We start from the raw sequence: 22693 nt of genomic DNA, 5'->3' as shown, positions 1-22693 counted from the left end.
AAGGATGTCGAGCAAAAGAGCTATCGGAGACGTCCGCCCGAGTCAGGTGATTACCACTTTTGGTCCTGGTGCCATTGTGGACTTGCAAACCTTGTCGGTTATCGTCGCGGGCATTGACGGCTGGCACTTGGATGAGGAACTAGTTATTCACGAGCCGCGCTTGCAGCGAGCCCTGAAAGTAAAGCGCTTCTTTTCCGCTGAGCCGACTAGCGGCAATAATTTTACCAAACGCGGAACCGTGCCTACCTTTCTGTTTCCTCGCTATCAGGTTTGCACTCATCCCGAATGCGCAACCCTGTCCGAGCCTGGTGAAGAACTGGTTGAGTACAACGAAAAAACGCAGGAAATGGAATGCAAGGCACCGAATTGCAAGGGCCGCGGTAAGTATCGGGCTCCCGCCACTCCAGCGCCGTTTGTAGTTGCCTGCCCGAGCGGCCATATTGATGACTTCCCCTGGCGTGCATATGTGCACCGGGAGGCCGACAACAAGTGTAAGAAGCGAATGCGCTTGGTGTATTCCGGCACCACAGGGTCGGTGTCTGATATCTGGGTTTATTGTGCATGCGATGCCAAGCGCAGCGTCAGTGATGCCTTTGGTGAAAATCGCAACCTCGCCTTGGGCGAATGTAGCCGCAAGCGTCCTTGGTTGGGTATCAAAAATAAAGACCCTCATGAATGTAAACACGCAGGCCAATTACGTGCCATTCAACGTGGCGCCACTAACGGTTGGTTCCCCCTGGTGCGCAGTGCCTTATCCATTAAAGAAGCTGCTACCCCAATAGGACAGGCGCTAAAAAAATGCCCACAACATCAAGTTGAAAAAATCGACTCCCCAGAAAAGCTGAAAACGCTGCTCGATATGGAAATGTTCCCTACGTTGTCAGAGTTCAGGGTGGAAGAGATTTGGCTGACGTTGCTGAAAGAGCGAGGCGCAATTGAAACCGATGAAATCGATTTACGCCTACCGGAATGGAATGCGTTTAGAGATATTGAAGGCAGCAACCAAGGCGATCAATCCGATTTTTTCTTAGAGGCGGGTGAGGTTCCCGATCTGCAAAGCAATAAAATCGATCGAATAGTACTTGCCAGAAAATTGTTAGAAGTTCGCGCGCTCACCAGTTTTACGCGCATCGACTATGCCTCAGGCATGGACGACGACGGAATGGGCGCCTCTCGTGCGCCAATTTACAAGGAGCGGCAGGACTGGCTTCCCGCCGTTGAGGTGCGAGGCGAAGGCATTTTTATCGAATTAAATGAAGATGCCTTGGCAAATTGGGAGGCTATACCTGCGGTGCAAAAACGGGCGGCCGCCATTGAGCAAAAATACCGAGAGTGGGCGGCCGAACGTGGAGTTGATGCGAATGATTTCCCCGGTGCGCGATACGTGCTGCTGCACAGCCTGGCTCACGTATTGATGCGTCAGCTTGCTTTGGATTGTGGTTACTCCGAATCCGCAGTTCGAGAGCGTATTTACAGTAGCACCGATCCGGAACGCAGAATGGCGGGGATCTTGCTGTACACCGCTAGTGCCGATTCCGAAGGTAGTCTGGGTGGTTTAGTGGATCTAGGCAGCAAGGAGCGCTTTCCCAATTTGATTCACAGCGCCTTAGAAAACGCCAAGCGCTGCTCGTCGGACCCCCTTTGCGCAGATCACCAACCGGATGTGCATGCCACCATAAACGGTGCGGCCTGCCATGCTTGTGTGTTAGCGCCGGAGACCTCTTGCGAGGCCTTTAACCGCTTTCTGGATCGCAACTTCCTGGTGCCTACCATGGCATATAGTGATATGGCTTATTTCAAATAAGGAAGGCCATGCCAGCTACCAACACTAAAACTGCCCATACTCTTGCACAGAACGTGCGCCAGTTAATCAATGCGGGTACCTTTGCCGAAGTTATCGTGGCATTGGAATCGGGGGAGCTAACCTCACAATCCGGCTCTGCAAGCATTGCCAAACTGGCCGCAGGGCGGAGGACCGTTCAAAGTGCGTTATCGAGCTTGATAACCATCTGGACAATTGAATTCACTGCGCTCGGCAGCGCTGCATTTGCCTTGCAACTGACAGCACTCAAAGAAGCCGTGTTACTGACTGAAGGCGAAGCCACCCTAACCGAAGTTGTGTGGACAGGGCCCAAGGTGGAAGGCTCTTATCTGCGTGCTACCCGCCAAGTGGTGCAGGACATCATTTCCGCAGCCCAATCCGAGCTTTTAGTCGTAGGCTATTGGCTGGCCGGCAAAGAAGATTACGAAGGCATTATCAATGACATCATTGCGTTAATGGCCGAAGCCGTTTTGCGCGGCGTGGAAGTCACCCTGGTCCTAGACGAAGGCGAAAAAGGCTACGGAAAAAGCAATCGCGATATTTTGATTGCTCTCTGGCCAAAAATCGTAGCGCTGCCAAAACTGCTGACCTGGAAAATCCCGGCTGACGATAAGCACTTAAAGCTGCATGCCAAGGTATTGGTGGCGGATCGTCACGATGCGTTGGTGACTTCTGCCAACCTGACCATGTATGCGCTAGACCGCAATATGGAGATGGGGGTTAGAGCGCAAGGGCAACCGAGTGTACGAATTGCCCAGCACTTCGCGCTGCTAAGGCACAAGGAAGTTCTCGTGCCATATGATGCTTAATGTCTTTCTTGTCGATGGCTCTCTTTGTTGAGAGCTAGTAGGCGAGCAAGAATTTCATCCCGAATATTTTCGGGCCAACGGTACCTCCAAGGAATAGTCTTTCCATCATCCACTTCATATTCGGACTCAAACACGTATTCAAGCACAATATCTTTCCATCCATATTGCGATAAAACCATCGAGTCGAGTTCACGATGAAATTTTCTCAATTGCTCGATATTTTCGGCTTTACACTGAGGGTTGTGATAAAGATTATATAACTGTGTAAAACCAATCCCTTCATCGACAAGTAACTGTTCCCTATATTTGTATAGCTTCTCTGCAATGGAAGTGAGATCCCGTCTCCCGCTTTCTTCTTTAGAAAATGGAAATGTTTCAAAGCAGTCGGATGGAGTATATCTAGGCCGATCTTCAAGAGTCGGACCAAAAAATAAGCTCCATTCAATATGAAAGCTTGATTGCAAAAAGGCAAAAGCAAAGAAGTCAGAAAATGGAAAAATCAACAATGTCTGGTCATATACAATACCTTTTTCAAGGAAAACAAAATTCCTGTATTTGCTAGTTTGGACTGTTGCGAGAACTCTTGTTAGATTTTTTATAGATGCGTAGAGGCCCGGCCGCTTTTCACAAAATTGCCACCAGCGGTCGCGCACTGCTGGTCGTTTTTGTTTGTCTCTGTCGGGTTTAACTTTCGATTTTAATATGTTGTAAAGATCAGGCCATCGCTGAGCTTGCTCCTCATCCATATCAAAGAAATCAATGATGTATCTATGATGCTCATGGGTTGGCGAGTCGTTCACTTCAGCTCCGCCGATATAGGGGAAAATCCGATCTTGGTTCTTCGGGTCCTTTTCAATTAGCCGATGCATTTCGGCAATTGAGGTGGCTACACCTTTGGTGTCGGTATCGTCAAAGGTGAATCCCATTCCCAGCGGGTAGCTGCCCACAAAACTCTTGTTTGCATTAGAGATAAGCATATGCGGGTCTTCGCTGTCGCCTTTGTCAAACAAATGAGCCGTTATTTGCTTGACTGGTTTTTGATCAAGATAGACGCACTGGTCAGTTTTGCCCTTATTGGTAAATATTAAACTGACAATAACCGCTGCTTTGCCAGGCCATGGCACTCGGCGCTGTGCGTTATAGATAACGCCACCATGATTAATAATCCATCGAAGTGCTGTGCTGCGGGTATCACCTTGACGGATAGTTTTGGTGGCAATCAAGCCAAAGCTGCCCTGTTTTCGGAGTAGATCAAAAACGCTACGGAAAAAGTGAGCTACCAGATCGGAGTTGCCATGGGATTCTTCATGCATCAGTTTTAGCCAATCGGCAAAGTAATTCCGATTCCCCTCAATAGTAGTGTTTTTACCGGCAAATGGCGGGTTGCCCACGAAGGCATCGAAACCGCCATTGTCTCGATGAAAGACTTCCGGAAACTCCACTTCCCAGCAAAAGGGGATGATTGGTTTGTCGCCAGTGGTAAGCCCCTTTACAATATTATCAACCTCGTTTGCGGCCCTCTCATCCGCCGCCAAGCGCTCAAGCCAATAACTATATTCGGTCAGTTTCGACTCCCGCTGCTTGGTGTTAGCGCCGTTAAAGAAGGCAGCTATCACTAGAGTCGCCTTTAAACGGATACTAGCGAGTGCATCTTCTGCTATGCGATTTTCTTCCTCTTTAGCGAGGAAGTCGTGATCGGGAATGGCATGTATTGCCTCGCGATGCTGCTCGACTTCTTCCACTTCTTGGTCAGACTGATTGGCGAATAAGGGGCCAAAGTCATTACTGGCGGGCCTCCAAGTAAAGTTGCGTATCTGCTCAGGTGAAAGCCCTACCAGGGAGTTGCCATGCTTGAGTGCATGATCCACAAAAGTAAAAGGGCGATCGGTGGAGAGCGTGGTCAGCCAGAGGGATAGCTTGGCCATTTCCACCGCTAACCGGTTCATATCCACGCCATAGATACAGCGCTCGGCCACATAGCGGCGAGCGAATACTAAGCGTTCCTCGCGGGACTCCGGCATGAGGTTTTCGCTAGCGCGGCCTTGCGATGGGGTGGAAAACGGCATGGTTAATATGGCGTCCGGTAATTCGGCAGCCATGCGCTCCCAGGCATCTACCAATCGCTCCGCCATATACCGTGTTGCCTGTACGAGAAATGCGCCGGAGCCCATTGCAGGGTCACAAACCTTTAGACTTAGGATTTCCTGCGGTGTCTTGATTAACCTGGGCTCTAAAAGTAGCCCGGGTTTACCTTCAACATTCACATAGACCTGATGCTCTAGCGTGCGGCGCACCACGGGTTCGGTGAGACTAGGAGGAGTGTAGTGGGCGCCACTGGAGCGGCGATCCTGCCCGTGGGTAACATAAAGTCCGCCCGGTCGGAGGATCCCCAAGGGTTGCAAAAATCGTTCAACCGGTTTGGCTTGCACCAGCAGCTCTGCATCATCAGTACCGATGTTAACCAGTGTCTGCCGGTCTTCGTTTCGTTCCAGCACTTTTTTGATTGTGCCAGCCGCTTTACTGGTGTACTTGGCAATTGCCTTGATCAGTGCCTCTTGTTCCAGGCCCGCAAATTCATCTGCGTTCACAGGTTCTGGCTCGACGATTTTAGAACCGCCCTGCAACAGCAGTAGGGTTTGATTAGCAGGCGCTCTGGCTACGCGTCGATCAAGAAGGCCTTCATACATATGACCGATCTGTTCTACTGCAAGTGTCCGATAGCTCACCAACTGGCGCACGCCGTCAACTTTGGCGTATTTCAGGCTGCGCAGAATATCGCGTATCACAACATCCCTGACCTTTGGCGGTTCCGGTATATCGGTCGGCCAGTTACCGTCCTTCTCCCTTCCATCCAGCAATGGGTATCGATTGGGGTCGAACAGCTGCCCTCCATGGGCGGCAATGCGAATGTCGGGATCGACACTACCGTCATGCAGGAGACGAGAACTTGCTAGCAGACGGGCATAGCCTGCGTAGGAGTATTTGAGTTTTTCCGGGGCTAGCCGGAGTGTTTCTTCGAGTTCAGTTAACAGGTGCAGCACGCCATAGGCTCTGTCGTAAGTGACATTACCGTGCGGCAGCAAGCCGTTCTCTTCCGCATAGAGGGTAAACAACAGGCGCATGATAAAAGCGACACTGGACTCAAACATCTCAGCTTCGCTATACCCGCGAAGGTAGTCGCCGCCGAGTTCGGCATCGACTCTATCGAACTCGTGCACCAGAATCTGTAATGCCTCGCGTACCTGATTGCCCAGTTGGTCGGCTACGTCCAGTTGTCGCTTACGGCTCTGCTTGATCAGTTCTAGAATGACCTGATCCCGAGGCCCGGCAAAAAAGCGCGATTCACCCAGCAGATCTTTGAAGGCCGCCAAGGTCAACGGGTCGTCATTCCAGGTTTGCGCCGTCCAGGTCATCCAGGATGTAGTTTCTGAAGGTGATGCAACGACCAAACGCCAGGCTTCGCCATTAGTTAGCAGTCCAAGTTCGACGCCGGCTTCTCGCAACAATCGTTCAAACTTGGTGGTAGGCGATGCCTTCCAGCGGCCTTTCTCTTGCTGCCAAGGTTTGTCTAATGACTGCTCACGCGGCACTTCAAGCACTAGCATTACGGCGTTTTCTTCATCCAACAGCACGCGGCTTGGACGCAGAATTTCCTGTTGTTCATGCAAATTTGCTACTTTGTCGACGGGAATCGCTGCACCGACTTGCCAGTAGTTTTTGTCTTTCAGGCCGAGAAAATCTTCGAGAATAAAACTAATCCAGGCCGGCTGACCATTGCCCTCGACCATGCCTTTGGGCAGATTCCATATCTCACGCTGCTTTCGGAAGGCTGCGACTTCTGTCTTATCGAGTGATCTGAAGTTGCCGGCGTCGGCTAACACTGGCTCGCTTAATACCACTCCCGTAATTTCTACGCTGGAAAGCCAGCGATGCTGTCGGCTTGCTACGCGTTTATTCGTGGCCATCAGCTGTTTACCTTAGGAAGGATGACCTCTAGGGCGACTGGGTACATTCTTTGGTCTATCACTTTGTATAAATCTCTTTGGCGTTTTGGCTCAGTCTCACGCTCTTGTTGAAGCTGTTCGAGCCTACGCTGAAGAGCAAGAAAATCCTGCTCGCGCTGCGCTTGTTCTTCATCATCGAAAGCAAGTTGCATCTGCATATCCGCAGAGCGCTTTTGCCAGTTCTGTATGGCATTTCTGATGGCCGCAATACGCTCGGTGGCCAGACTTTTAGCATGCTTGCGCGCAACCTCGCCCCGAGCAGTAAGGGTCAGAATCAATAGTTTGGCTTGATCATCGGCACTAATGGAAAGCTGCTTAGTGATCGCCGGAACATGAGGCGAAATTAGTTCCTGCACACTAGCGATGTCACCGGTGAAGACCTTAGCATCTTCAGGCCGAGTGACATCCCGCTCTATAACTACACCATTTTGGATCGACATCTGGCAGCGGATTAAGCCTTCGTGCAGGCGATTATGCTCTGGCCCCAGCAAAACTAGTCGACCCCAAGCAATAATGGCAGGGGTCGTAATCAGGCTCGACTCTGAGATTGAAACTCTGTTGAGGCGGATACGGGAGGATTGCGTTCCCCACATCTGGATTCGGAACGCGGAAACTGCCCTTCTCATTAACGGATGATCAAGATGGACGATACCCACGGCATCGTCTTCTCTAGCTCTATTACGATTAAAGGAAAGGCGCTTTTGCAGATAATCTGTACTGACATAGACTTTGCATTCAGTCCAAGCGGTTGGAATCCGCGTTAAGATGAATTCGTCATCATTCAGCTCCCGAACGGACTCATTACAGCCTTCCAAGTATATAGCCTGCTTTAATAACGCAAGCTGGTTGCTATCGGATATATCAAGCGCACTTCTTGCTCTATTCAGGGCCTGAACTATTTGCGCAACACTTTCATTTTCGCGAGCCTCGATGGCTATTTCTTCTCGCGCTAGCCGTAAACGCGTATCATCGTCGATAGTAGCAAGACTGACAGCCTGACCGAGTGCCTTTTTCCTGACGCTGTCTGCGATTAAAGCACCAACACTGCCAAGGTCACCTCGGATAACTTCAACTTTATCGACGATATGCTTGAGAAACTCAGAGTCTTCTTGGTTTTTATAAACAAAATGATGAATGCGCACTTCATCCGCTTTCTGACCGTGACGGTCAATACGGCCGTTACGCTGCTCTAACCGAATAGGGTTCCACGGGATTTCGTAGTGAATAAGATTGCGACAATGTTTCTGAAAATCCGCCCCTTCGGATGCAGCATCTGTGGCCAGCAAAATACGTACAGTAGTTTCACTATTAGATGCTTGAAACTCATCATTGATTTTTTTACGATCAATATCGCTCATGCCGCCAACAATGGTTCTTGTCGCTTCAAGGAAACCATTTTTTTCTAGGATGCGTTCCAGATAGTTGAGCGTGTGTTTGTATTCAGTAAAAATAATTACACGCTGGCCATTCCATTGATCCCCATACCGCAAATTAAGGTTGATCCATGCGATTAAAGCTGCTGCTTTGCTATCTTCCTGTATCGAAAAGTGGGAAACCTGATGATCGACAATCTCAAACATGCCTTGAAGCATGCCTTTTTCAGCATCCGTTAACTCATTGATTAGTTGAGATGCGGCATTGGTAGCGGCTTCCAGGTTGTCCTCTTTGTCTTCATCATCGCTCCAATCTTCTGACTCTTTTTGCTCGAAGCTATTGAACAGAGATTCCCCGATACCAAGCGCTCCCTTAACACCAGCATTTGTCGTATGAACAATGAGGCTCTCTCGAAACGCCAAGGGAGAGGACAACGCTCGCTTTTTCAAAAGCGTGAGAATGAATTGAAGAGGCCGTTCTGAGCGCTTATCGACCGAGGCCAAACGGCTATTGGTATACGCTTTGAGCAGATTAAAAAGCTTCTGCTCATCCCCATTCTGCATGACGTAGAGTTGCGGATCACAAGTTTCGTTGCGTGGGAGTATGATCCTTCTGGGGAAACGCGGTGTCCCATCTGGATTGGAGATCTCTTGCTTTAAACGGCGAATGGTAACGGCGGAAAGCTGAGCTTTATCTAGGTCAGTGCCGCGTGAGAAACGAAGATTGTCCAGTATCTCCAATAAACCGGTGAAGCTCTCACGGTAGCCGTTATGGGGGGTGGCAGTAAGAAACATCTTGTGCTCGAACTGTTCAGAAATAGAACGCAGAAGTGATGTGCGTTCAGAGTCACGTATGTATTGCTTTTTACCTGATGGGGCTGCGTTGTGGGCTTCGTCTAGAACTAGCAAATCCCAAGGGCGGTTGTTAGGCCTCTCATCAAGTCTGCGCCTGGTACACTCATCGAACAATCGACGTGGGTGTTCGGTTTTTAGGTAATCAATTGAGGTCACAAGTCTGGGAAAGCTTGCCCACGGATTAATGCTAGGGCCGTACTCTTTTCTCATTTTAAGTACGGCGTCTCGGTCAATCATTTTAAATTCAAGGCCAAACTTCTCAGCCATCTCATCGACCCATTTGATCTTCAGGTGAGCTGGACAGACGATCAAGACCCGGCTGGCCCTGTGGCTATGAATGAGTTCTTGCATAACCAAACCAGCTTCAATGGTCTTACCCAGTCCTACATCATCGGCCAGCAAGAGGCGCACCCGAGGCATGTTGATGGCCCGGATCACAGGTGCGAGCTGATACTCCTCCATCTGTACACCACCACGAAACGGAGCTTGGAGTGTGTCTCCAATGGCCAACGAACTGGCTCCCCATTGCATAGACCTGATGAACGCATCAAAAAGTTCGGGTTCATCGTGGGCAGTGATACTGGGAAGAGAGGTGGACTCAATTATGGATGGGGCAATTTCCCGCTCCCAGATAACCTGGATACTCTCTCCAAGAGCATCATCGCTCAGACATTCTAGTGCGACTCTATGGATGGTCTGATTTGGCTGTGTTTTTGTTTTATTGACCGCTGTGACCGCCCATATTTTGTGGCGCAGCTTCACAATCTGTCCCTGCTCCGGCGCCGCACCTAACTCTGGCATATTGTTATCCGTGCCCTTTAATACATGATTATTCTTGATTACATCTTTGACTCTTCAGAAGCGGTGCAACGGTGCCCATTTACTAATGTTTGTAGCTTTTGCCTTCCCTGCTCAGCAATCAAATCGTCCGAACCACATGACAATACAGCGTTGATTTTAAATGGATGTCAGCTCTATTACGATGAGTTTGTGCTGTAGTTATCGATGTGAAGCGCGGGGAATATGAAAACCTCCCAACCAATCCTACCCGCACGTCACCCCAAACTCCCGCCCCGCTCTTGATCAACGCGACCAGCGCGTCCTGCTCCCCCCGCTTTTTTCCGTTGTTCTAGACCCAAATCCAGCTCCTAAAGAGGGCAGGCTAGTGGTCGAACCATTTTTCTACCACATGGGTGGCTACTGACCGGAGATCGGGGGGGGTGATCAATTCTGAGAAGGGCTCACACCAGGAGCGGCAAACAGGAGGGCGGTGATTGACCATAACGTCCAACACATGCAGCGAGGCCGGCCGGGCAACCTGGGAACAACGCAGTGGGCTTACTGAGCAAACCCGATCCGTTGGCGACAGGTGCGCCAGACCCGAGTAAAACCGTTCAGATGGCCGACTTTTTATACACGGCGATACGGCCGGCCATGCGTGCAAACACCAGCCCATAGTGTTCAAGATTGGCGCGTACGTGTTTCCCGAAGCGATGGCGCGTGGATCGGTGCAGTGGCGCCCAGGTCACTTCGCCAATGATCTCGCGAATCTTGCGCTCTTGGCCGAGCGGCATTGCTGCAACGTTGTGTTTCAGGGTTTCCGAAGCCTTGTCCCAATCCGAAGTCTGCGTCGTGTTCATCTGTAGCACCTTAAAAGTTACAACTTTTGTATTGGTTGATGATGTTTTATTTTCGCATCAACCACGAATGGTGATTTCGATGCGGTCGACGTCCACATCAAACGTGAGCGCCAGACCGGCTTTGGCTTCCGCGAGGGTCAGGGCCTTCACCTCGCCTGCCTTCGCGGTAATGGCATCCCCATCGGCTGATGGCGTAAGGGGCGCTTGCATCAGCGATCCCAAAATGTCATCCGGAATGTCGTACCCAAGTGCCTTGTTCAAGGCCAGCCAGGTGGTGTCGACGCGAGGTCGAGCGAACTCCCCGCAGTCAGGTTCTTCGTAGCGACGCGGCATGACCACATGGATCTTGGCTTCGCGGGCCAAGGCCGAGCGGCTCATGCCAAGCGACTCACGACGGGCTTTCAGGGCGGCTGGGAACTCGGGAGAGGATGGGTAGGGAAGCATGATGACTCCTAGGCGGTGGCTGTAGGAGCAAATCTATCTTGTCACTGGTAACTCGTCAATATTAAGTTACAACTTGTAAGTTTGATTTTTGGTAGCCTTCAGGGGCCGCTGAGCGACCTCAGCGACGAGCTGGGTCGCGCGGCCCTGTCGTAGCTAGCGCCAAAACTCGTCTGAAAGGGCTGCCTGTTCGTGTTTAAGCTCTTCAGTGGCCGCTTGAAGCCGCGCTTCGGAGTCCACTGCGTCGCGCATTTTCTCGGCATCCAGTTCATCCGGCACAGAAACCGACAACTCTTTAAGTGATGCGAGTTGCAGCGTAGGCATCGTCGCCCCGACCATCAAGCGACTCGGGGCACTTGGCCTGCCGCTGAGCGGAGAAACGTCAGAAGGCTACGGTGCAAATCGGTTTAGAGTTTCCACAGCGCTGAAGCAATCTTGGATTGCTTCTGACGCAACGCCTCAATCTCCGATTGCACGGACGCCTCCTCTTCCAAAGCTTCGACGGCCATTCCTTGTTGTACGATATTCATCGTCGGTATTTCCAGTTCTTTGAGCGCCGAACCTTGCAGAGTGGGAATGCTGCTCCCTACGGTTAGTCGGCTGAGTTGGGCCTGTCCCATGGGCGAACGCAAGTAGACCATCAGCGCTCCTGGGTCGTAATGGCCAGACGGCCGGGCGCGTAGAATGGCCAACGATTGGCCTGCAACCCACCCACCCGCTCCTCTTTCAGGAGCGGATTTCACGATGCCGACCTTCCCCACCGCCCCTTTTAGGCAAATCAACACGTCGTTTCGCTGGATAAAATAACTCTGTGCCTTCGCGGTGCTGAGATCGAATAATGAGTCTTTGCTTGCGCTTAGCACATGGCCATAGTCGGGTAGGTCGGCAGCCTGAATTTCTCGAACAAATACTCCTCGCGCGCTCGTTGCGTGCTGACGCGCACGAACAACTTCAAAGTGATCGAACATTTTGGTGGTGTGCTGCATGGCCAGCACTGCGCTCAGTTTGCGTGTTTGCTCGTCGAGCAAATAGCGACCTATCTCAAGATTGCATTCGTCTCGCGCAATCGCGCTGACGGCGACATTGATCGCCATCAGATTGTCATCGCGGTCCCGCGTTGCCCTAAGCAGCTGTGGAAGTTTGGCCAGTTCGGTGTCTTTTCTGGGGCCGCTGGCGGTGAACTCCTCCGTTATCTTCACGAATCGAATGGAGTCGGAAGGTTTCACCGTATCGAGAATAAGCACTGAATTGGCAGTCGAAGATCGAGAGAACAGCCCGTCAGGTAGTCCGATGACGGTGTGGATCATCCGTTTCTGAAGCAAATCAGCTCGAAGCAGCCTTTCAGCGCCCGCATTAAAGAGTAAACCATTCGGGACGACGACCACGATTTTGCCCTGAGTCTGGGCCAGGAGGTGTCTGATACTTAGAACGATGTTCGAATGAGTCTTTTCTGGAAAACGATCGTGTGGATCGTTCTCGATGTCTTTCAATGAATAACGCTGAGCTGGTTCAAGGATGCTCAGGCTGACCGGGAATTGTTTGAGTTGGCCCGGCCCTAATTCGACAGGTGAGAGAACCGGGTCGTTTCGGTGAGCATTGGGATGCGCACCACTGAGCTGAGCCAACACCAGATCCACCATCAAGGGGGCTGGGGAGTCGATCCAGCAATCAATGTTTCTGCGTCGACAGCGTGCCGCGAGTTGGCCCGACCGTTCCCATGGCAGGTAGATTTGATCAGGAGCGTCAAAAGTCGCGAGGGAAACCAGAAAATTGGCCAGGCTCGGGGCGATAGCGCTCGTCGCTGGTGTTGGTTCAGATGACCAATACAGTACGTCGTCGGCGCACCATTTCCGTAGCTCATGCTTCTCTAGCATGACGACCTTTTCAATCAACAGCGGAAGGTGCTGCAAGAGAGTCGCGTCGACTGTCCAAGACGTACTGGTCAGGTGAGAGGAAATCAGCGGCTGTACGCATCTGAAATTGTCTGCTTGCTCCTGCGGCGACAAGTTCATTTGACGGGGTAGCGTGAGATCCACCGGCAGAGATTCGGTACGCGATAAGCTGGCCCACGCTGTGGTTTGCAAAACCAGCGGCAGAGCTTCGGCCCAAGACAGGCCAACGAAAACCTCCATCAACTGTTCGAGGAGTTGCTCATCTTGGGTCATTGGCGTCTCGTGCAGGTGGAGGGACAGAGCGCATTAGGTTAGACAAAATCGTAGTCATCGTCAAAAAAGTATTGATTACTTTTTAAGGTCTCGCTATGCTTCGGCTCATTAAAGCAAGCTGATGGGGGTGGTTTGAACGCTAACGAACCATCTCCGACACCGTATTTTGGACGGTAGTAGAGGTGCCGAGAATGGCGATTGCTGCCTGGGGTTAGTTACGTAGGCATTTATCCGCTACCACTGGTCGAAAATTATTCCTAACTTACTTTACTTATTATATCTAGTTGAATTGTGTGAGGTTTTTCAATTTATTGAATTGCTGGTAAAAATTTTGTCTCGATGTTTTTTGTTGTTTAAGTAAGCACAGTTTTTGTAGTTAATTAGATATTAGAGTCATTTGACTTTCTTCTACGACGAATAACACTTTCCAGTGCATCGTAGGAGCACACCAGCATGATCAAAGACATCGATAGTCCCTCTTTTGCAAGGGATGTTTCCCGCAGAATAAAGCGTGGGCGACGCGCACTCGTATTCAAATCGCTGAAAAGCAAGGGTGGCGATTTGCGCGTTGAAAGCGCGCTTGAGCGCGATATCGGCGTGATGCTGGATATTGATCCGCGCGTGATCGAACTGACGGCGCAGCCCTTCTCTCTCGAATTGCAGAGCAACGAGGTGCTGCCATCTCGTCAGCATTACTGTCCACGGCCAGGCGTTAAGCCGCGTTTCTACACACCCGATTTCCTCTGCCGACTTGATGATGGGAGCGCTCTGGCCATTGATGCCAAGCATTCTCAGTTTATTGAGGAGTTCGAGGCTAAGCGTGCAGGCATTGAGAGCGGTCTTCGCCAGCACGGTATTGGCTTCATGATCATCCCAGACACCGTAGTGTCGCCCACGGTCATGCAGGCACTGTCTAGCCTGCACCATCTGCGAGCAGATTATCTTGAGTCGACTCGTGCGACAGCGGAAAGAGAAATATGCACCTTGCTCGACTCCCGTTCCGACTGGTTGACCGAAGAACTTTCCTTGCGTTTGACGTCTGGCCGAATCGGAGTACTAGCGGGTTTGCTGATTGGGTTGCTGACGGCCGATTTGTCCATTCCCCTCTTCTTGCCAACCAGCACAGTACGTGCGGCTAATGGCGATCTGTCTCACCTCCAGTTTTTGGAGGTGTACCCATGAACCGCGCCTTGTCAGTCGACAGCATCATCCTCGAACGCGGCCAGGTGCGCCGGGTAACGTCCATTCGCCCGGAGATCGCTCAAATTGTGCTGCAAGGCTCGTTGGGTGAAGAGTTCGTCCTAAACATCGATGAATTCCAGCAACGTTTCGCGCAAGGCCAATACCGTCGTGTCTACGGTCCAACGATGTCCGCCGTCCAACCCTTGCCGGTGCGCAACTTGACGCAGAGTGAGCGCGATACGCTGGATCAACGGCTTGAGCTGCTTGAGTACATTGACGAAGCGCGTCGTGACGGTTGCTCCTGGCCAGAGACAGTTGAGCGTCTGAAGGCCCGCTGCGACCAGTTGAAGGTGGCCCTACCCTCCACGCGGACAATTCAGCGCTGGCGCAAGTCGTCGAACCTCGCTAGCTCAATGGACCAAATGGCACCGCGATTTAGTGCCTGTGGCAATAAACGTCGGATGGAGACCCTTGAAGATCTGGATTTCGAGGAAACCGTGACCGATGAAATCATGCGGTCGTACTTTCAGACCGACAAATTTAACGTCAGTCAGATCACCAAATTGGTGAACCACCAGTGTCGAGAGCGTGCTGCTCAGCGAAACGCGCCATTTCGTGGCATTTCGCGCCGCAGCGTCAGTCGTCGTATTCATGCGATGGAGCACACTATGATCACCCAAGGCCGAGTGTCGAAAGCTACGCACGATCAAGAGATGCGCACGGCGATCCGCAAGTTGCTGGTCGAGCGCCCTTACCAACGAGTCGAAGTTGATGCCACGCCGCTGGACATTTTTTGCTGCGATGCACAGGGCCAGCCGATTGGTCGGGCTACCTGTTATGCAGGTATCGACGCGGCTACTGGTGCAATTGTCATGCTCAAATGCAGTATCAAAAAGCCCTCGCAGGACTTCGTATTGTCCGCGCTTGAATTTTGCTTTTCGCCAAAAGGTGAGGCATTCAGCGAGCGTTATCGGCTAAAGAATTCTTGGTTGGTTCCGGCGGCAATCGAGACAATCGTACTCGACAATGCGCAAGAACATCACGGCGGTGTGGTGCTGAATGCACTGCGTTATCTGAACACCACGATTGACTACCCAATGGCTGGAAAGCCGCAGGCCAAACCATTTATCGAGCGGTTTTTCGGCACGCTGAAGTCTGGCCTGATCAATACGCTACAGGGATCCACGAAGTCGCAGTCGTCATTGGAACGTGACCCCATTGGGCGTGCGATGAAGGAGCGTTTGTACACCGTCGTGGAGCTTGAGGCTTTGATCATCAAGTGGGTAGCGGACGTGTACATGCAAACCCCACTTCAACGGTTGGAGCACCGCTTTGAACCTGGCTGCTCGCCGGCACGGGCCATGGAGTTGTTGAAGAGGCAACATCCAGTGATGCCACCGCCAGATCCTGTGGAGTTCAGGAATGCTTGTCTGCGTTATCACACCTGTGAAAAAACGTTGGGTCGGGAGGGTGTGTGTCACGACACCATGAAATACAACAGTTTCGAGTTGAGCAAGCTGTATCAGCGCCGGGGGCAAAAAACCAAGGTTAAGGTACGGCTCAATCCGCTCGATTGTCGCTCGATTTTTGTGGTTGATCCCGACGATGCCGATGTGTTGATCGAAGCGTACAACAAGCGGCCTGGGATGCCTTTGATCGGCTTTGAAGAGGCGCGCACTATTCGCCGCGCCCTCGGGAAAAGCGATGCCCAGTTGTCCGGCGAGGACTACCAAATCGCTGATATGCAGATGCTGAAAGAAGGTCGTGACCGGGCGGTCGGTGGAAGTATGAAAGATAAGAATCATGCTGCGCGAGGGCGGGAGCGTGAAGAAGAGCGGTTCAAGACCTTGCGCCAAGAGACGTCTCGTCCGGCAGTCGAGACGATTCTTGACACTCCGTCTACGACAGCAGTGCTCTCAGCCGCGCCGCGTCGCAAGAAATCCGTTAAAGGAGACGCACAATGAGTGCTCTGGTGAAATACGAGTTGATCGAGCACGCAACCTTCAGCCAGGCACTGAGCCGTTTGGAGTCTACGGTCAAGCGTGGTCTGGCCGGCGAATCCTTGATCCTGCCGATCTTTGGACCGACCCGGGTCGGCAAGAGCGAACTGGTGAAAACGGTTATGGCCGACAACGTGCCAAAAGTGGTCGACGGCATTCGACGTATGCCCATTGTGCGCGTCGTAACGCCGGTAAATCCAACGCGTCGCTCCTTGCCTATTGCCTTGCTAGAGGGTTTGGGTTCCCCGCGCTATAACCGTTCAAGCTCTGAAGAGCTGACTCGCATGGCTTGCGAGTTGATCAAGATTACCGGGACGAGAGTCCTGGTCTTCGATGAAATGCAACATTTTGCCGAGCGTGGTTCTCGCACTGCTGCCCGGGAAGCGGCGGACTGGTTGAAGGTGCTCGGCGAAGAGATGGGGCTGACCTTGGTGCTCACTGGATTGCCTTTGGCAAACGAGGTCTTGATCCGCAATGAACAACTGCGCGACCGCGCTGAAGCCGTGTTCGAGTTTCGTCCCTACAACTGGAATCACGAAGGCGAGCAATTGGAGTTTCGCCGTGCCCTGTTGTCATTGACTGAAGCATTTAGTGATGCTGGCTGGGTCATTCCTGATGCGACAGACTTGGACTATGCCAGACGCGTCTATGCCGCCTGCTTGGGGCGCATTGGCATGCTGGTGAAGCTGCTCCATGCCGTAGAGCATTTGGCAACGAATCAGCGCATCACGGAGCAGACCTTGGTCCGCGCCTACGCGGAAGCAATCAACACCCGCTTTCTCGAATTTAATCCCTTTGAAGGCAACCCCCCTGTAGAAAGTCTACTGGGGCAAGGGTTCGCCAGAATGTTGACCGAGGCACACATGTCTGTGCCCCGGTCCGTCGCAAAGGGAGTGGCGTCATGAGCTTGATCGTGCGTCTGCAACCGTATTCCGATGAGTCTCTGCACGGTTTTCTGCGACGGGTCAGTGAGCGTAACCTGGCCCCAAGCCTTAAAGCCTTCTTGGCCAGCTTCGGGGTGAAATCCCGGTTGGCCTACAGTGACACGGAGCTTGCCCGGCTGGCGGAGATGTTGCACCTCGATGCTGCCCAGTTGGCCGTTCGCCAACCTGCTCCAGACAGTTGCAACGTCATGCTTCGCCCCAAATATCAGATCCGTGAGGGTCACAAGGTATGCCCCCGGTGTATTGCACAGCATCCTTATCAACGCATCGGTTGGGGCCATGTGCTGATGACAGCCTGCCCTCATCACGACATTCAGTTGGTGTCGAGCTGCGTCGCCTGTGGCCAAGGCTTCAATGCGCTCGGTCAGCTTGAACGCTGCGATTGTGGCCAGCCTTACGCGCAAAATACTGGCGTCACAGCCAGCGAGCAGACGCTGGCCCTTTCAGCGCTCATGCTGGGTGTAGAGCATCAGGCTCGACACTCGCTGCCACCGGCTTGGCGCAGTGGTCTGCCTCCTGCCGATCTGGTCGATTTGTTGTGTTTGCTCGGCAAGCAGTTCACCGGTCAGAGTCGTTCACGGGGCAAGTCGACGGCCGATGAAATGATGGTAGAGGCGCACACCGGTTTTGGCCTGCTGTTGCAATGGCCGACGCGTTTCGATGAGGCTCTGCGCAGCCGCCTGGCCAGCACTGAAGGGCCAGGTTTGGCCAAACGATTGGGGGGCTGGTACCGCGAGTTGCATCAGCGCTACACCGATCCGGCGTATGACTGTATTCGGCAAGCGCTGGTCCAGCATCTGACCCATAACTTTGACGGCCACCTTAACCTGCGGCTCAGCACCATCGATCCGCAACACCTAAAAGACAAGTGTTGGCTGACTTCGGAAGAAGCTGGACGTCTGATTGGAATTGGCTCGCAATTGATTCGTAGCGCGGTGACCACTGGCGAAATCCGGGGTAAAGTCACTGTTAACGGCAAAAATCGATTCGTTTCCATTCACCGGGACGTCGTCGAGAAAGTGCGCCAAGATCGCTTGCATTACCTGACCGCGACCGAGGTTCGACGTCGACTAGGTGTTAGCAAAGTGGTATTTGAAAAGCTCATGCAATCCGGTGCATTGGATAGAAAGACCAAGGCCCAACGTCCCTCGCTGGTATCCGCCGAATTTCTGGCTGTCGATGTCGATACATTGGTGAAACGCCTGCATAAGGGCGTTCAATCACGAGCGGTTGACGAGTCAGCCTGGGTGGGACTGCAAGGCATCTCAAGCAAAAACGGCATCCCGGATACGCACATTTGTCAGGTCCTGCAAAAAATTCTGCACCAGGAAATTCTTCCTGTGGCGGTTATTGCTGAAGTGCCGGGCATCGCGGGTCTGCGCTACGACATGGCTGAAATCAAAGGCTGTTTTGAAGAGGAACAGCTCGAACCGGTGTTGAGCATTACCCAGCTCGCGCGTCTTCGCGGCTGGAAGCATGAGTCGATTAAGGAATGGATTGAGACCGGTTTTTTGAAGGCGCATAGAGAGTCAGTCAATGGCAAATTGCATTGGGTGATTCCGCTGTCCGGGTTGTTGGAGTTCACCTCTGAGTTTGCCGTGCTAGCCGACTTGGCGCGCCGCAACGATACGAAATCCATTTGGATGTTGCGAGGATTGGTACCCGGCGGGGTTGAACCTGCACTCGCACCAAGAACCGGCCAGGGTACTCGACGCGGCGTATTGCTGCGCATCGACGATTTGGTCAGGGCAGCCCAGCCCAGCAAACGAGAGCGTTTCAGTACCTCTCCTGTTTTGCAATAAGAGCTGGTTGTACGGCGCGAGCGTTGAGTGGCGAAGTAACTGAGCCATGTGCGCCTATCGATCCTAAGTGTGCCCGCCTTCGCAGTGAGTGTGATGGCTGGCGAGGCACTGCTTCAATCGGGTTCTGGAGGTAAGCAATGGCTCCTGTCAGTCATTACGCTTTACGCCAGCTGGCGCGCGCCAGGCGCACGGAGTTTGAGGCTCCCGTGACGGGTTATCTGATCAACGTGCGGATGGTTGCCTGTTGTTGTGTCGGGCAAGTGTACGGTCATGCGAAAGCGAGACCGGATGGTTGGCTGCGTGACGGACACACGATTCGAACGTCGGACATTTATCGCGTCGAAGAGCGGGAACGTCATTGGATCTGCATTACAGCGAGCGGCAGCTTTTATGTGATCGTCAGTTTTGCCCGAGAGGGTGGCCGTCGATCATTGGACGCATTTCTCAAGATTTCGCTGAAAGGGGTTCATCCCACGGCACGCCACTGCCAGTAGAGGCCGCGTAAACCTTTTGTTTTACGTAAACCGCACCGGTTTACGCAAAAAAACAGGTTTACGCAGCCTCAGTCGAGACTGTCAGGTGCATTCCGTTGGCTGACTCGGCATCCATCGATGCGTCCATCCCGAGGTGGAGGTGAATCAATGCTGACCGACCGAAAAGTGCGAATGTTGCTCAGCGCCCTGCTGGAAAGTTACCCCGAGCAGTGGATCACCGGCTACCTCCTCGATGCCTATATCAGCAGTTATTGCGTGATAGGTACGGTTTACAAGAGCTTGGAGTACCGTGATGGGGCATTGATCCTTTCGGAGCCAATTAGCCAAGTGCTGGAGTATCAGCATCGGTATTTGATTGAAACAAGCGACCGCGAGCGCTTTCTCATCGTGAATTTTCACACTCACGGAGGACGCAAATCCCTGACGCATTTGCTGAGCTTATTCAGCACCGCTGCGCGGCTGGGCTCGCGATACTGCCTGCATTGAATTGAGGTGTTCTACCGCTCGGAGGAACGCGATGAGCCTGTTAGCCCATGACGGCCAGATGAAGGATGCCTATTGGCAGCGTTTGGGCCTTCCTTCGCAAGGTGAGCACCTGCTGGGCTTGGTTCGCCTCGGCTTCCCCTTTGCTGTGTGGGATCACCTGATCAGTGTGTTTCAGCTGACGTCCCCTGCACTGAGAGCATGGCTGTCGATGTCCCCCTCAACGTTGCGGCGCCGACGCCAGCATGGGCGCTTTAATAGCCGTGAAAGCGATCAACTGTTTCAAATTGCTTTGGTGCTGGTGCACGCGAGCTGTCTCTTCGAGGGTGATACCGGCATGGCCAATGGGTGGATGGACACGCCGCAGTATGGACTCGGCGGGCGTCGTCCAAAGGACATGCTGGCCACGGCCGTCGAGAGACAGGCGCTGCTAACGTTGATTGGACAAGTCGAACATGGCGTCCTGAGTTGACAGCGAATTCGGATCGTCCTTCAAACGGCCTACTGCGAATTGCACTGGGTTCAGCTGTGGGTCGATCTGCCCCTTCTGCCACCGAACAGTTGTAATGAACCTGAGGACATCCTGATGAATACGCTGGTACTGCGTCGCTTCAAGGGGGCCCTGGTCCTCAGCTTACCGGATGAATTTGTGGCGCAGAACCACCTGAAGACGGGTTCTGTGGTGGAATGCATCAGGGTCGGTCAGGACATGCTCATCGTGCGGCCGGGTCGCAACAAGCTGAGTCTGGAGCAACTGCTCGCCGATACACCAGAAGACTCGCGGGTAAAGGGCTGGGAATCGCTGGGTTGATGGCCGTGTGGGCACCGGGGGCTTGTTGAGTGGTGCTCAGCGCAGACCTATAGGGAGTCGAACCGCGCTGCGCATAATCGAGGATGAGTTAAATGGTGGAACGCTATGACCGGGCAAAGCTGCTGGATGAAGTCTGGTCCGAGCCGGTGCAGGCGGTCGCGCCGCGCTACGGCCTGTCCGACGTCGGGCTGAAAAAGCTCTGCTCACGCCTGCAAATCCCCACGCCGCCACGGGGTCATTGGGCCAAGGTCAAGGTGGGTAAGCGCGTGTCCCCGCGCCCCAAGCTGCGCGAATACACTGGCCACCCCGGTTATTTGTATCGCCCTGTCGGGCAGCCCTCTCCTCAGGCTCAGGCCACTGAAGTGGTGGACAGCCGTCTTCAGCAAGTACTGACCTTTGAGCAGCAGCCCGAAAACCAGATTGTGGTACCGGAGCGCATCAAGGTGTGGCATCCCGTTGTCGCGGCTGCTCGCGAAGCTTTAGTTCGACCGATTATTGATAAGCGCGGAATGCCGCAGACGCACGGTAATGGGCTGAATATTTCGGTATCTGCCGCGCTGCAAAGTCGCGCATTAAGAGTAGCGGACACGCTGTTGAAAGCATTAGAGAAGCGCGGGTATTCCGTTCAACAAGGGAAACAGCCGATCGAGGTCGTGATGTTTGGCGATGCATTGCGTTTACGCCTTTACGAACCGTCGTTGCGTTCGGATTACGTGCCCTCAGCTGCCCAGTTAACTGCAAAGGCCAAGGGCGGATGGAGTTACTGGCCAAAATGGCAGTTCACGCCGTCCGGGCGGCTACAGGTTATGGCAGACGAAGGTTTTGGGGGGAAAATCACGGATTCGGATCGTCGCTCGGTGGAGCAACAGCTCAACAAACTTATTGGCCTGATGGCCACCAGAGCGATCGGCTTACTGGTCCGTAATGAGCGTCAGGCGATTGAGGATGCCGAACGTCAGCGAGTTCGCGAAATTGCGCTGGAGCGAAAACACCAATACGACGCGGAAGAGCAGCGGCTGGCGAAGCTTGAAATCGATGCGCAGAACTGGCGGCGTGCGCAGGCCATCCGTGAGTACCTCAATGCACTGGAACAAGGTGTCGAACAGTACGAGCTGACTGTGGAGCAGCGAGAACTACTCCGTTGGGGGCGTGCCAAAGCGGACTGGATTGATCCGCTCAAACTGGGTGTGGTGGATGTATTAGATGAGGAAATTGTAATTCCTAAATAGATGCGGCGAAGGCAGCCGCTTTGTCTGTGGGCCACGACTCGATTGCAGCAAGGGGCCCTGAATCTCATAAAATCAGTCTCTAACTGAGTTCGACTGCGATAGGGCTCTTCACAACATTGAGTGGGGGCAGACGGTTGTCATGTTTAATGAAGTACAAATTGATCGCCAATGCCTCGTACCAAAATAAGCGTCCAGTATTCATGTGATCAGGTTCAGTCGCTGACAATGGAAAAAACGCGATCATCATTTTTGCAGTCGCTCCTTGTGGCCAGCGCCACGCAGCCGAATGCCCGTCGTAACGGTCATCCCAAAAAATACCCGCTGACGACGCAAACTGAGCCATACGCGCTTTAAAATTTTTTGTTTGTCCGATGTATTGCACCTGCTGTTCATCTGGAGTGGGCATCTTGCTGGTAGTGCCCCAAGCAATACAGTAAATACCTCCTGCATTTCTGACGTTCGCCAGGCTTGGATTGACGGCGTGAGATCGACCTCCTTGACCTGGCCAGAAACATTCCTCGACTTCTGCCCAAGTAAACCAACGGTTCTCGTGTGGGCTAAGATCAAATTGTTCTGAAAGCATGCTGGATTTCCAAGGTCGGTGGATGAGGGGCGAGGGTCGCTCGGTTAATTCTTTGT

The 22693-nt window shown here is 52.8% G+C and carries 18 protein-coding genes; 11 read left to right on the top strand and 7 right to left on the bottom strand.

All coding sequences use genetic code 11. The features are described 5' to 3' along the window. Window positions 1–4 precede the first annotated feature (4 nt). Both M5B43_RS00665 and drmC read left to right on the top strand, forming a co-directional pair. Entirely contained in the window at window positions 5–1804 is a 1800-nt protein-coding gene (locus M5B43_RS00665) for a DUF1998 domain-containing protein (protein ID WP_283099305.1), read from the top strand. 8 nt (window positions 1805–1812) lie between these two features. Then, window positions 1813–2631: a DISARM system phospholipase D-like protein DrmC gene (drmC, locus tag M5B43_RS00660; RefSeq protein WP_186728445.1), complete on the top strand. Its 819-nt coding sequence runs from the start codon at window positions 1813–1815 to the stop codon at window positions 2629–2631. Here the strand turns inward: drmC and M5B43_RS00655 are convergent. The 6 genes from M5B43_RS00655 to M5B43_RS00630 all read right to left on the bottom strand — a co-directional run bounded on the left by M5B43_RS00655 (window position 2628) and on the right by M5B43_RS00630 (window position 13109). Continuing rightward, window positions 2628–6596 carry a BREX-1 system adenine-specific DNA-methyltransferase PglX gene (locus tag M5B43_RS00655; protein ID WP_248748340.1) on the bottom strand — a complete coding sequence of 1323 codons (3969 nt, stop codon included), beginning with the start codon at window positions 6594–6596 and terminating at the stop codon, window positions 2628–2630. The genes drmC and M5B43_RS00655 overlap by 4 nt on opposite strands. Further along, complete coding sequence (gene drmD / locus M5B43_RS00650) at window positions 6596–9664, bottom strand: DISARM system SNF2-like helicase DrmD (protein WP_248748339.1); 3069 nt, start codon at window positions 9662–9664, stop codon at window positions 6596–6598. Before drmD ends, M5B43_RS00655 begins: the two co-directional genes overlap by 1 nt. A 593-nt stretch (window positions 9665–10257) precedes the next feature. Further along, window positions 10258–10503: a hypothetical protein gene (locus M5B43_RS00645; RefSeq protein ID WP_186728448.1), complete on the bottom strand. Its 246-nt coding sequence runs from the start codon at window positions 10501–10503 to the stop codon at window positions 10258–10260. Between the two features lie 57 nt (window positions 10504–10560). Beyond that, on the bottom strand, window positions 10561–10947 hold the full coding sequence (locus M5B43_RS00640; protein WP_186728449.1) for a helix-turn-helix transcriptional regulator: 387 nt from the start codon (window positions 10945–10947) through the stop codon (window positions 10561–10563). A 153-nt stretch (window positions 10948–11100) separates the two neighbouring features. Then, entirely contained in the window at window positions 11101–11268 is a 168-nt protein-coding gene (locus tag M5B43_RS00635) for a hypothetical protein (protein WP_186728450.1), read from the bottom strand. Window positions 11269–11351: 83 nt separating this feature from the next. After that, window positions 11352–13109 (bottom strand): N-6 DNA methylase, encoded by a 1758-nt coding sequence (locus M5B43_RS00630; RefSeq protein ID WP_248748338.1) that lies wholly within the window; start codon window positions 13107–13109, stop codon window positions 11352–11354. 453 nt (window positions 13110–13562) lie between these two features. Here M5B43_RS00630 and M5B43_RS00625 point away from each other — a divergent pair, with 453 nt between their 5' ends. From M5B43_RS00625 to M5B43_RS00585, 9 genes are all read left to right on the top strand, one after another. Then, a complete protein-coding gene (locus tag M5B43_RS00625; protein WP_248748337.1) occupies window positions 13563–14291 on the top strand; it encodes a TnsA endonuclease N-terminal domain-containing protein in 729 nt (242 codons plus the stop codon). Continuing rightward, complete coding sequence (locus M5B43_RS00620; protein WP_248748336.1) at window positions 14288–16255, top strand: transposase; 1968 nt, start codon at window positions 14288–14290, stop codon at window positions 16253–16255. Before M5B43_RS00625 ends, M5B43_RS00620 begins: the two co-directional genes overlap by 4 nt. Beyond that, a complete protein-coding gene (locus tag M5B43_RS00615) occupies window positions 16252–17196 on the top strand; it encodes a TniB family NTP-binding protein (protein WP_248748335.1) in 945 nt (314 codons plus the stop codon). Before M5B43_RS00620 ends, M5B43_RS00615 begins: the two co-directional genes overlap by 4 nt. Beyond that, window positions 17193–19037, top strand: coding sequence for a TniQ family protein (locus M5B43_RS00610; RefSeq protein ID WP_248748334.1), 1845 nt, complete (start codon window positions 17193–17195; stop codon window positions 19035–19037). Before M5B43_RS00615 ends, M5B43_RS00610 begins: the two co-directional genes overlap by 4 nt. A gap of 137 nt (window positions 19038–19174) precedes the next feature. Further along, the gene (locus M5B43_RS00605; RefSeq protein ID WP_248748333.1) at window positions 19175–19531 is read left to right on the top strand and encodes a hypothetical protein; all 357 of its coding nucleotides are present in this window, start codon (window positions 19175–19177) and stop codon (window positions 19529–19531) included. A 147-nt stretch (window positions 19532–19678) separates the two neighbouring features. Beyond that, a complete protein-coding gene (locus M5B43_RS00600; protein WP_186611276.1) occupies window positions 19679–20017 on the top strand; it encodes a hypothetical protein in 339 nt (112 codons plus the stop codon). Window positions 20018–20048: 31 nt separating this feature from the next. Then, window positions 20049–20486, top strand: coding sequence for an antitoxin Xre/MbcA/ParS toxin-binding domain-containing protein (locus M5B43_RS00595; protein ID WP_186728455.1), 438 nt, complete (start codon window positions 20049–20051; stop codon window positions 20484–20486). 114 nt (window positions 20487–20600) lie between these two features. Continuing rightward, a complete protein-coding gene (locus tag M5B43_RS00590; protein ID WP_248748332.1) occupies window positions 20601–20825 on the top strand; it encodes a hypothetical protein in 225 nt (74 codons plus the stop codon). 92 nt (window positions 20826–20917) lie between these two features. Then, complete coding sequence (locus M5B43_RS00585) at window positions 20918–22054, top strand: hypothetical protein (protein ID WP_248748331.1); 1137 nt, start codon at window positions 20918–20920, stop codon at window positions 22052–22054. 79 nt (window positions 22055–22133) lie between these two features. Here M5B43_RS00585 and M5B43_RS00580 read toward each other — a convergent pair whose 3' ends face one another. Then, complete coding sequence (locus tag M5B43_RS00580) at window positions 22134–22637, bottom strand: hypothetical protein (RefSeq protein ID WP_248748330.1); 504 nt, start codon at window positions 22635–22637, stop codon at window positions 22134–22136. Between the last annotated feature and the right edge of the window lie 56 nt (window positions 22638–22693).

The sequence above is a fragment of the Pseudomonas sp. MWU15-20650 genome (genome assembly GCF_023242475.1).
Classification (GTDB): Bacteria; Pseudomonadota; Gammaproteobacteria; order Pseudomonadales; family Pseudomonadaceae; genus Aquipseudomonas.
The sequence above is the reverse complement of the archived record's forward strand: the minus strand, read 5'-3'. Positions and strand labels throughout refer to the sequence as shown.